Annotated in this window: 11 protein-coding genes; 7 read left to right on the forward strand and 4 right to left on the reverse strand. The window is 35.3% G+C overall.

Translation table 11 applies throughout. From position 1 onward, the window contains the following. Positions 1-2 precede the first annotated feature (2 nt). Complete coding sequence (locus MTZ49_RS07790; protein WP_264747772.1) at positions 3-2,786, reverse strand: FimV/HubP family polar landmark protein; 2,784 nt, start codon at positions 2,784-2,786, stop codon at positions 3-5. Between the two features lie 406 nt (positions 2,787-3,192). On the opposite strand from MTZ49_RS07790, the gene MTZ49_RS07795 reads away from it, so the two are divergent. From MTZ49_RS07795 to murI, 4 genes are read left to right on the forward strand one after another with little or no spacing between them, the layout of a single operon-like run. Beyond that, positions 3,193-4,272 (forward strand): AbrB family transcriptional regulator, encoded by a 1,080-nt coding sequence (locus tag MTZ49_RS07795; RefSeq protein WP_264747773.1) that lies wholly within the window; start codon positions 3,193-3,195, stop codon positions 4,270-4,272. 10 nt (positions 4,273-4,282) lie between these two features. Further along, positions 4,283-5,113 carry a peptide chain release factor N(5)-glutamine methyltransferase gene (gene prmC, locus MTZ49_RS07800; protein WP_264747774.1) on the forward strand — a complete coding sequence of 277 codons (831 nt, stop codon included), beginning with the start codon at positions 4,283-4,285 and terminating at the stop codon, positions 5,111-5,113. Further along, positions 5,113-5,871: a HesA/MoeB/ThiF family protein gene (locus tag MTZ49_RS07805; RefSeq protein ID WP_264747854.1), complete on the forward strand. Its 759-nt coding sequence runs from the start codon at positions 5,113-5,115 to the stop codon at positions 5,869-5,871. Before prmC ends, MTZ49_RS07805 begins: the two co-directional genes overlap by 1 nt. Next, positions 5,861-6,661, forward strand: coding sequence for a glutamate racemase (murI, locus tag MTZ49_RS07810; RefSeq protein ID WP_264747775.1), 801 nt, complete (start codon positions 5,861-5,863; stop codon positions 6,659-6,661). The genes MTZ49_RS07805 and murI overlap by 11 nt, the downstream gene beginning before the upstream one ends. Positions 6,662-6,718: 57 nt before the next feature. Here murI and MTZ49_RS07815 read toward each other — a convergent pair whose 3' ends face one another. The 3 genes from MTZ49_RS07815 to MTZ49_RS07825 form a co-directional block, all read right to left on the reverse strand. Beyond that, a complete protein-coding gene (locus MTZ49_RS07815; RefSeq protein ID WP_264747776.1) occupies positions 6,719-7,408 on the reverse strand; it encodes a DUF4197 domain-containing protein in 690 nt (229 codons plus the stop codon). 148 nt (positions 7,409-7,556) lie between these two features. Beyond that, positions 7,557-8,510 (reverse strand): Dyp-type peroxidase, encoded by a 954-nt coding sequence (locus tag MTZ49_RS07820; RefSeq protein WP_264747777.1) that lies wholly within the window; start codon positions 8,508-8,510, stop codon positions 7,557-7,559. Between the two features lie 183 nt (positions 8,511-8,693). Next, entirely contained in the window at positions 8,694-9,158 is a 465-nt protein-coding gene (locus tag MTZ49_RS07825) for a DUF2846 domain-containing protein (RefSeq protein WP_264747778.1), read from the reverse strand. A gap of 182 nt (positions 9,159-9,340) precedes the next feature. Here MTZ49_RS07825 and MTZ49_RS07830 point away from each other — a divergent pair, with 182 nt between their 5' ends. The 3 genes from MTZ49_RS07830 (at position 9,341) to MTZ49_RS07840 (ending at position 11,628) form a co-directional block, all read left to right on the forward strand. Continuing rightward, positions 9,341-9,691 carry an MliC family protein gene (locus tag MTZ49_RS07830; RefSeq protein ID WP_264747779.1) on the forward strand — a complete coding sequence of 117 codons (351 nt, stop codon included), beginning with the start codon at positions 9,341-9,343 and terminating at the stop codon, positions 9,689-9,691. Positions 9,692-9,934: 243 nt separating this feature from the next. Next, the gene (locus MTZ49_RS07835) at positions 9,935-11,212 is read left to right on the forward strand and encodes a nucleoside recognition domain-containing protein (protein ID WP_264747780.1); all 1,278 of its coding nucleotides are present in this window, start codon (positions 9,935-9,937) and stop codon (positions 11,210-11,212) included. A gap of 74 nt (positions 11,213-11,286) precedes the next feature. Next, positions 11,287-11,628, forward strand: a complete 342-nt coding sequence (locus tag MTZ49_RS07840) for a hypothetical protein (RefSeq protein ID WP_264747781.1) — start codon at positions 11,287-11,289, stop codon at positions 11,626-11,628. Positions 11,629-11,631 lie beyond the last annotated feature (3 nt).

Here is an 11,631-nt window from a genome sequence, read left to right on the forward strand (position 1 = left end):
GTTTATTTAAGTGTGGCTAAGATCTGTTCTGCTTGTTGTATTTGTTCAGCAGTACCTTCTTTTAGGACTTCTTCTAAAATATCTTTAGCGCCACTAGTATCACCCATTTCAATATAAGCATTAGCTAGTTCTAATTTAGTAGATACTTCATCTTCAGGTGGCAGTTCAAAACCAAGGTCTAACTCGGCAAGCGAGGTCTTAGTATCGACTGTTGAATCAATTAAGGAGATAGCAGGGTCTTCATCCTTAATTACTTCATTTTCTTGAAGAACTGGTGGTTCTATAGTCGCTGTGAAATCATCTGTTGTTGAAGATTGATTGTCACCACCAATAGAAGCTAATAAAGATTTTGCTTCAGCTTGTTGGCTATCATTACCTTCACGTATGATTTCTTCTAATAAATCGTGTGCGCCTTCAGTATCACCCATATCTATATAAGCATGGACTAATTCTAATTTAGTAGTAACTTGGTCCTTTTCAATAATATCATCCATCTCATCAGCAGTTTCTTCGGATGTTGCATGAGGCGTATGAGTATCTGTTATTTCTAAAGGAGGTTCAGAAGCACTGTTAAAACCTAAGTCAAATTTAAACTCTTCTTCTTTAGGTTCTTCTTGTGGTGCCTCTTCTTTTTCAAAGTCAAAGATAGCTGAGTCGGAACTAAAACTTTCATCTTCATCTAAGTTTGTTCCAAATATTGGTTTTTCTAACTCAGTAGAGTCAGGTGTTATCTTTTCTAACTCAAAACTCTCATCTACTTCGCGAGTTGGATCTGGTTCATAAATTACTTCTTTCTCTACTTCAGGTTCAGCAATTTCTTGTGTAGTAGGAGTAGACAGAGTATCAAAATCAAAACTAACTTCGGTTGCTTCAGGTTCTTTAAGATCTGATACTTCTTCTGAAGTAGAGGTGCCAAAAGTATTTTCTTCTGGTGTTTCAAAACTAGTAAATTGTGGAGATTCTTCAAAAGCAGTTGGAGTTACTGTCGCTGGAGAAGAAAAGTTAAATTGTGCACTTGCAAGTGTTGGGTATTTTTCTTTTAAGCTATCTATTTTATGTTGAGCAAGAGGGTCTAACAAAATTAGTTCTTGTTCTTCAGTTTCGAAATTACCTACGTCGCCTTGTTCTGCATAAACTTCCATTAATTTTAGACGATATTCAGTATTAGTAGGATCATCTTGTAGTGCATTAATTAATAAGTCTTTTGCTTCATCATAATGATTATAAGCTAAGTAGATATCAGCTTTATCAATAATACCCATTCCTTCACCTAGTTGAGAAAGTGGGCTGGTTGATGGTTGCGAGCCATTGCTAGAAACAGCGGCTGTATCAGTTTGTTCTGGATCGTTTAAGTCATCATCATCTAGTGTAACATTACTTAAATCTACTACAGTGGCATCGTCATTGGCAGCTTTTTTACGACGTAATAATAAGGCAACTATACAGATAATTAATAGAACACCACCACCAGCCATTAATAGTAGTTGGTTACCAAGAAGTGATGAAATGAATGATGGTTCTGGTGTTGTATCTTGTTGTTTAACTGGAGCAATTGGTTTAGATTGCTGAGCAGCTTTTTTAGCAGCAGCTTCCTCAGCGGCTTTTTTAGCAGCTTCTTCTTGGGCAGCTTTTTTAGCAGCAGCTTCCTCAGCGGCTTTTTTAGCAGCTTCTTCTTGGGCAGCTTTTTTAGCAGCAGCTTCCTCAGCGGCTTTTTTAGTAACTTCTTCTTGGGCAGCTTTTTGTGCAGCAACTTCTTCAGCAGCCTTTTCGTCAGCTGTTGGTTCATCAATAACAACTGGTTTAGTAGCTGGTTGTTCTAATTTTGTTTTGGCTTCTTCTATTTGAGAGTCTTTTTGTTTAGAAAGTTCTTCTAAACGATTGATTTCTGCTTGCAGTTGTTCTAACTGAGTGCTTAGATCATCATTTTCTTGACGTGCATTATCAAGTGCTTGTTTAGAGTTTTCTAATTGGCTTTGTAACTGTTCAGTTTGTTTATTATCTACTACTGCTGGTTTAGTAGGAGTAACATCTGTTTTTGCTGGAGTAGCAGCTGCAGCTGTTGCTGATTTAGTTGATTGTAGTAAAGTAGTTGCTTCAGCCACTGAAATAGCATTTATTTCTTTGCTAGTAGGTACTTTTAATGTATAACCAGCTAATAAGTGGTTAGCACTACCATTAATAAATGCTTTAGGATTTTTCTTATAAATGGCTGTAGCAGTTTTAGCAGCAGAGCTATTATTATCACTTAGCTTTTCAGCAACAGACCAAAGGGTATCACCACGTACTGTTAAGTAAGTTTCACCAGCAATGGTGGATTGAGAAACTGGTTTTGGTGTACTTACTTGGCTGGCAACTGGTTTAGTGGCAGCAGTATTAGTATTACCAGAAGCTGGGAGATCCATTAGAATAGTATATTCTCTGGAAATTTTATTACCTTGCCAATTTACATCAAGTAAAAAGTTAAGATAAGGTTCTTTTACTGGTTTGGTAGAGCTTATTTGAATATAGCCTTTACCATTCGCGCTAAGAACTGTTTTAAAAGTTAGGTTGGAAAGTTCAGACGTACGATCCAGACCAGATTTAGCAAAATCATCAGGGCTTGCTAAGCTTGGTTTGATATCTGCTGCTCTTAAACCTGCCGCATCAGATAGTTCGATTCTGGCATTTAATGGCTGACCATAGGATGATTTCCAAGAAATCTCTCCCATATTTAGAGCATATGCACTTGTTGTAGATAAAGTAATGGTAGTAGCAATAGCAGCAACCAACTTATGAACTTTTACCATAGTATAATCCCTTGAAACCAAACTTTTACGAGTTCTTAAAAAAAATTTTTCTAATAATACTATATAAATAGCGTTAATATGTAGTATTTCCTCTCATTTTAGTTATTTTAATCACTAAAATTCACTATATAGCACTAAGAAAATTGATTTTTGTTAATTAATATTCATCTAAAGTAATAGTATATCACTACTTACATCGTTATTTATTAGTTACTGGGCCTATAAAACTAAGGCTATAGAAATAAATAATAGTGAAACAGTGTTATATAAATCACATATAATAAAGCATATTATGGTGGTTTTCTTGATGTGTCTTAAGGTTAAGGTAAACTTTTAACCACTTTCCTACAAAGTTTACTGGATTTATTGTTAATAAGATGTTTGATATTCAGATGAAAAGTACCCAATGGCTATAAAAAAGTTATTGTCAGCTACTCATTTATCAGTAGTGCAATGGTTATTCTTTATTGTAGTAGCAAGTTTTTCTGGTTGGCTATTAGAAAAGTTTGCTGTTCCTGCCGCGTTATTACTTGGCCCTATGTTATGTGCAGTAATAATGGGTGTAAGTGGCACAAAAATTAGAATGCCTAAAGTATATTTTAAGTTTAGTCAGGGAATAATAGGCTGTTTAATTGGGCATGCTATGACTATGGGTATTTTAATAGAAATATTGCAAATATGGCATGTGATGCTAGTAGCTACTATTGTTACGCTTGTGCTAAGTGTATTAGTCGGTATTGTAAGTGTGCGCTATGGTGGTTTACCTGGTTCTACTGCTGCTTGGGGCACTTCACCAGGTGGTGCGGCTACTATGGTAGCGATGGCAGAAGAATATGGTGCCGATGCGCGTGTAGTGGCAACGATGCAATATATTCGAGTTATTTGTGTAGTGCTAATGGCGGCATTGGTTGGGCATGTATTTGGTGCTGCTGTGGGTGGATATCAAAATATTCAACCAGCGACTATGCAATGGGATCAAAGTGTCTTTATTAATTTTGTAATTACTATGCTTGTACTCGTAGTAGGTGTCAATATAGGACGTTATATGCCTGCTGGTTTTTTATTAGTTCCTATGTTGTTAGGGACTGTATTACAATTATTAGGTGTTGTAAATTTATTGATACCACATTGGATGATTGCCATTGCTTATGGTGTAATGGGTGCATATATAGGTTTAGGATTTGATCGTGATACCTTACGCTATGTTATGTATGCCATGCCTATTATGATTATTGCATCATTACTATTAGTTTTCCTTTGTGGTATTTCTGCTTTAGGTGTGAGCTGGTGGTTAGACGTAGATTATTTATCTGCTTATCTGGCGACTAGCCCAGGTGGTTTAGATTCTCTTTCGGTAGTCGCTATAGATGTTCATGCAGATGTTGGGTTAGTGATGGCAATGCAAACGCTACGTTTATTTGCTGTTATTTTAACAGGGCCAATGCTTGCTAAATATATAGCCCAATTTGCATTAGTAAAAACTTAATTAGCCATTTATGATTAGTATTCAACAGTTATTAAAAGATAGCCGATTGCCAGATTCTCCAACAGAACGTTTAGATTTGGAGTTATTATTAGCCGCTGCTTTAAATAAACCAACAAGCTACTTACATACGTGGCCTGAAAAGTTAGTAGATCAACAACAGCTTACTTTATTTAATAAGTATTTACAAAAAAGGCTACAAGGTGAACCTATTGCCTATATTTTAGGTGAGCAAGGGTTTTGGTCTTTAGATTTACAAGTAGGTAAACAGACACTTATTCCTCGACCAGATACTGAATTATTAGTAGAAACCTGTTTAAATCATATGCCTAAAGATAAAGTATTGCATATTTTAGACTTAGGCACGGGAACAGGCGCGATTGCCTTAGCTATAGCAAGCGAGCTGCCTCTAGCACAGGTTGTGGGTGTGGATTTTATCGAAGAGGCCATTCAGTTAGCAGAAAAAAATCGTGCAAGATTAAAGCTTACTAATGTTGAATTTATGCAAAGTAATTGGTTTAGCCATTTAACAGCTCAACAGTTTAATATTATTGTGAGTAACCCACCCTATATTGCTAGTGATGACCCCCATTTAATTGAGGGAGATGTGCGGTTTGAACCAAAAACAGCTTTGATTTCAGGGAAAGATGGTCTGGATGATATACGAGAAATTATTCAACAAGCCCCTGATTATTTATTAGAAAATGGTTGGTTATTTTTTGAACATGGTTATCAGCAGGCTGAGTCTGTTCAACGGTTATTGGCTGAACGTGGTTTTATTAATATCAGCACTTTTTATGATTTAGGTGGTAATGAGAGAGTAACTGGAGGACAGTGGTTATGATCCTGACGGATGATGAATTACTACGTTATAGTCGACAGGTTTTACTCGCCGAAGTAGATGTGGCCGGCCAATTAAAGTTAAAACAAAGTAGCGTATTAATTGTTGGTATGGGTGGTTTAGGTGCACCTGTTTCTTTATATCTGGCAGCAGCAGGTGTAGGTAAACTAATATTAGCCGATTTTGACCAAGTAGATTTAACTAATTTACAACGGCAGGTGATTTATACAACTGATCAGATCAAGCAACAAAAAGTACTTGCTGCTAAACAACGATTATTAGCGTTAAATCCAACCATTGATATTGGAACAGTTATTGAAGTTATTGATGAAGAAAATATCAATCATTTAGTTGAGCAGGTGGATATAGTTTTAGATTGTACAGATAATTTTTTAATACGAGATTTAATTAATCGTACTAGCGTATTAAAGAAAAAAGTAGTGATTAGTGGTGCTGCTATTCGTTTACAAGGACAAATAACAGCTTTTGACCCTAACCAGACAACTAGCCCTTGTTACCATTGTCTCTATGGTGATGGAGGCGATGCGCAGTTAACTTGTAGTGAAGCAGGGGTGCTAGGGCCTATGGTGGGTGTTATTGGAAGTATGCAAGCATTAGAGACAATAAAAGCATTGGTTGGTTTTGGTCGTTCATTAGTAGGGCGATTAGTGATATTTAACGGTTTAAATAGTGAGTTTCGAGAACTGAAAGTGATTAAAGATCCAGCTTGTAAAGTGTGTGGTGAGCAAAATGGCAAATAATCAAGCCATTGGTGTTTTTGATTCAGGGGTAGGTGGTTTATCAGTATTAACGGCTATTCATCAGTATTTACCTAATGAAAGTTTACTCTATTTAGCAGATACCAAGTATGTGCCTTATGGAGAAAAAGAGGCAGCATTTATTGTAGAGCGTTGTATAAAAATTACGGATTATTTTATTGCTCAGTCAGTCAAAGCGATGGTTATTGCATGCAATACAGCAACTGCTGCTGCTGCAACAGTGTTAAGAGAAAAGTATCCTCAGTTACCATTGATTGCTATGGAACCTGCTGTTAAACCAGCTAGTCAAGCAACTCGTTCTGGTAAAGTGGGTGTTTTGGCAACAAGTGGTACTTTAAAAAGTGCTAAATTTGCAGCCTTATTGGATCGTTTTGCTAGTGATGTAACTGTGTTTGCTCAACCTTGTCCTGGTTTAGTGGAGTGTATAGAACTCGGTGATTTAACAGGAACAGAGACACGCCAGTTATTAAGCCAATATCTACAGCCGATGTTAGATAATGGTTGTGATACTATTATTTTAGGCTGTACTCATTATCCTTTTTTACGTCCACTGTTACTGGAGCTACTTCCTGCTGATATTCAAATTATTGATACAGGGGAGGCAGTTACACGTCATTTACAAAAGACTCTTACCCTGTTAGATAAACAGGCTGATAGCTCAAATCAACCAACTGTTAACTTCAGAACAACAGGTGATCTTGCAGTATTTAATAAAACCTTATCTTGTTTATGGAAAAGTGATGTGACGACATCACAGCATTTAGAGTTATAAGTAGTGAAGCAATAAAAAAAGCCACTGTTATAGTGGCTTTTTAATAAAATAATTAGCTTAGTGAGTTAATGCCTCAAAAATCTTTGTAGCTACACTAGTTGCTGCTTCTTTTGGATTATTACGAATATAGCTTTCTTGTTCACCAATCACTTTAAACAAACCATCCAACGCTTTATTGGTAACATAATTCTCGATTTTTAAATTATTGTCTGCAACACCAAAGGTAGCTGCTTTTTGTAATATAGCATCATATTGAGATGATAATGAAGATTTTGCAGTGATAGTTTTTACTTTAGGTAAGAACTTATTGAATAGTTGAGTACGATTAGTCTTTTCAAGATATGCAGTGGCTGATTGATCACCACCTGTCACAATAGCTTTTGCATCAGCAAAGGTCATTTGTTTGATACTGTCTAATAGCATTTGTTGTGCTTCAGGGATAGCTGCTTCGGCGGCAGCATTCATGCTATTTTCTAATTGAGTAAGCTGATCTCCCAAGCCAAACATTTTTAGCATTTTAGTGGTTGAGCCTAATTTACCAGGAAGTTCAATTTTAACATCTGGGTTATTGCTAAAGCCTCCTTGTGCACTTAGTTCCTTAACAGCGGTTTGAGCAGCCTGATTTAACATACTTTTTAAACCAGAGCTAGCTTCCGTTTGGCTAATAGTTGCTGCATTTGCATTTAATACAATAGAGATAACAAAAAAGATAGTAGCATAGAAAAAACATTTTTTTACGATAGTCATAGTAAAACTCAGAAAAGATAAAAATTAGTTATTTATTTATATAGATAGATAATAAGAATAAAAGTTTTATTGTTATCTATAAAAATGCCAGATATAAGAATATATCTGGCATTTTAACAAGTTATGTTCAGCTCGTAATAGCTAAACTTTAGTCGTCACCACCGCCTAGTTCTGAAAGTAGGCTAGGAGAAGGGATAAAAAATAAAGTGCCTGTAACCGCTGTACTAAAATCGAGTAAACGATCATAGTTACCCACAGGTTCACCAATAAACATATTGCGTAACATGCGCTCTGTGGTAGTGAAGGTACTTGCATAGCTGATAAAGTAAGTGCCATATTCACCTTTAGAGGGGTTAGCAAAAGGCATGTTAGCACGCATTACTTTTAGTTCGTTACCATCATCATCTGCAATATTAGTAACGGCATTGTGTGCATTAGCTGGTTTTTCTTCATCTGAAAGTTCAATGTCATTAAACTTTCTACGACCGATAACTTTTTCTTGTTCTTCAGTAGAAATACCATTCCAATCTTTCATATTGTGTAGATATTTTTGGATAAATGCATAGCTGCCACCTGCAAAATCTTTATCTTCATCACCTATAGAGGTGAAGTAATAGGCATCTTCACCTTCAGGATTTTCAGTACCATCAACAAAGCCAATAATAGTTCGTCCATCAAAATAACGGAAACCATGAGTTTCATCAACAGATACAACAGCACCCTCTAATAAAGTACTAATTTCAGAGGCTAGCTCAAAACAAATATCCATACGTCTAGCGCGGATATGGAAATATAAATCACCTGGCGTTGATGGAGCAGTATGTTTGTCTCCCTTAATCGCTTGGAATGGCTTTAATTCTTTAGGATAGGCTTGTTCTGGAAATAATTTACCCCAAGCTTCAGCACCAAATCCCATTACACAGCTACCTTGTCCATCTGGTTCACGTTTTCTCATACTTCTTACTAATGCAGCAAGACTGCCACATACATCTTTTACTTGGTCGACGGTGGTTGCAGTGTCAACTAAGTTAAACACCATAAAAATGGCAGATTCTCCTGGTGGAAGGATGACATCAGGTGGAGTGATTTTTGAGGTAGACATCGTTATTCTCCAAACTATTAATCAGACTAAATTCTTACTAACTTTAATTAATCAATGTTATAACTATTTTTTAGAACATTGTATTCATCTAACTATTTAGATTAGATGTAATGTTAATATTATTAAAGTATACATGTTTTTGTTTGCTAGGGTCATTGTTATGTTATTTGTGAATTTAATAACTTACTCAACAGTCCTGTTAAGAGTACCTAGTTCACTATGTTTGATGTAATATTTTGCTTCAACAGGATTTATTTTATAAACACTGTTTCTGCCAAATAAAAAGCCAAAACTAGCATCTTGGATAATATAAATTGTTTCCCCTGCTTTAATAGTAAAAGAAACTTCTCCCCAGTTTTCAGCTTTTGATGCTACAGTATGTTCACCAGGTTCTACATGAAAGTAGATATACTGATTACCACGATTATAACCTACTTGGCTATTAGCTTCTTTACCATCTAAGAACACATTATATTTGAAGATAGTATAAAGGGAGTTTGGTCTTACTACATAAACCATTCCTTGATCTGCTTTAATTAAGTGTGGAAGTTGATAACTTTCTGTATCTTGTAACATTTGTGTTACTGAAACAGGTGTATAACAAGCAGCTAATAATAAAGATAATAGTAAAATAGGTATTAATCTCATTATATTCTCACTTATGATTAATTAATTATCCATTAAATAGCGCATGTTAATTTTGTATCATTAAATTTACTAGTTAATTTAATCAAAAGTATTTGATACAAATATTATTCTAAAGGTTTATTGTATTTTTTAATGTTTAGTGAGAATGTATATACAGCAATTTTTGATCAAAGAGGTATGTTATGAAGTTATTTAATTCAATTATTATTGCCTGTAGTGTTTTGTTTTCTGCTTCCATTTATGCTTCAGAAACTACTATTTATAAATGTGATGATGGTGAGCAATTTCAGGTAGCCTATCCAAATCAAGATAGCGCAGTTTTGTATTATAAAAATGAATTATTTTTATTAAAGTCAGCTGTTTCGGCCAGTGGTGCTCGCTATACAGGAGATAGCCTAGAATGGTGGACAAAAGGTAAAGAGGGTAATCTAACTCCATTAGCAAAAGGTAAAGCAGTTAAAACAAAGACCAGTAAAAGCTGCCATCCTTTAAAATTAGTGAAAGAAGAAACTGTTACTATCCATACTAAATAAGAATATGCTGGGCAAGAGTAATTATTTATATAATAGTTACTCTTTTTAGTAAAACTCTTCTCTCGGCTTTTTCTAATTATTTAAATATAAAAGTTCCCTATCTTTATACAAGTTATTTTTATCTCTATAAATGTGTAAAGTTTTTTACCTATACATTACAGCTAAGGTAAAACATGCGATAATGCTTTTTATTTAATTTCATTATCTTAAATCTTTTTCTCTTTAATAATTAAGGGATGCCTAATGCTTAATTACCTGTGGCTAGGTTTTTTTGTAATTGCGGCTATTGCAGCAGTGATTCGCCTTTTAGGTGGCGATGTCGAAGTATTTGCTAATATGGTGGCAAGCCTATTTGAGATGGCTAGAACGTCAGTAGATATTATGATTGTGCTATTTGGCACATTAACCTTATGGATGGGGTTATTAAAAATAGCAGAAAAAGCAGGGCTTATTGAAATATTGGCTAAATTATTAGGCCCTTTATTTCAACGTTTAATGCCAGAAGTTCCTAAGGGTCACCCAGCTATCGGCTTAATTACTTTAAATTTTACAGCCAATGCATTAGGGCTAGATAATGCTGCTACGCCTATAGGGCTTAAAGCAATGAAGTCCTTGCAGGAGTTAAATCCAGTTAAAACTGTAGCCACTAATGCGCAAATTTTATTTTTGGTGTTAAATGCCTCATCATTAACTTTATTACCAATTACGATTTTTATTTTCAGGGCGAAATATAATGCACCTGATCCAACAATGGTGTTCTTACCTATTTTACTCGCTACCAGTGCTTCAACTTTAGCAGGGTTGTTAAGCGTTGCCTTAATGCAACGCCTAAGATTATTAGACCCAGTAGTTTTATTATGGTTTGCAGGAATAGGTTTCTTTATTGGGGTATTTGTTTGTATTTCAGTTGGCTTGACTACCTCAAGCTATTATTTGATTAATAAATTAATTCACTTGTTATGGCTAGAGAATACATCATTAGCCACTTTCTCTTCTTTAGTAGGTAATATCACACTGTTTGGTATTATTCTGTTGTTTTTATCTGTGGGGGCTTATCGTAAAGTACCTGTTTATGATGCTTTTATTGAGGGAGCCAAAGAAGCATTTGATGTGGCCAAGAATTTATTACCCTATTTAGTAGCAATGCTCTGTGCTATAGGAGTATTAAGGGCTTCTGGTGCATTAGATTATTTTTTAGAGTTAATTCGTCAGTTATTTCATTTTTTTGGTACCGATACACGCTTTGTAGATGCTTTGCCTACAGCATTAGTTAAACCCTTTTCTGGCAGTGGTGCTAGGGGCATGATGATAGAAACTATGCAACATTATGGTGTTGATAGTTTCCCTGCATTGGTAGCTGCTACGATGCAAGGTAGTACTGAAACAACGTTCTATGTATTAGCTGTTTATTTTGGTTCAGTGGGTATCCAGCGTGTACGTCATGCGGTTGGTTGCGCTTTATTCTGTGACTTAGTAGGAGTAATTACTTCTATTTTGATTTGTTATTGGTTTTTTGGTTAACTATATAGAGTGTTTAAAGAGAGGATTGCTTAAGACTCATGAAAAAAATGGTTATTATACTGGCAGTAATATTATTGTCTGGGTGCATTATTCCTACTGAAGAAAAATACCGAGTTAAGGTAAATGGTTGGGTGAATGCAGCATCAGTAGATCTTATTAGAGATTGGGGGCCACCACAGCAAATATTTGAGATGAATGGTCATAAGTTTCTAGTCTATACAACATATGATGAAACAGTCATTCAAGGAGATGATCCTGTTTATGAAACTAAGGTTGAAGATAATAAGGTTTCTAGAACTGTACATAGAGGTACTCCTGATAGGATATATAAACATCATTGTAAAACAACTTTTGAAGTCTTTGAGGACCGTGTTGTAGGTGTAAATTTCCAGGGTAATGATTGTTCCTCTTATTAAAGT

Source organism: Entomomonas sp. E2T0, assembly GCF_025985425.1.
Classification (GTDB): domain Bacteria; phylum Pseudomonadota; class Gammaproteobacteria; order Pseudomonadales; family Pseudomonadaceae; genus Entomomonas.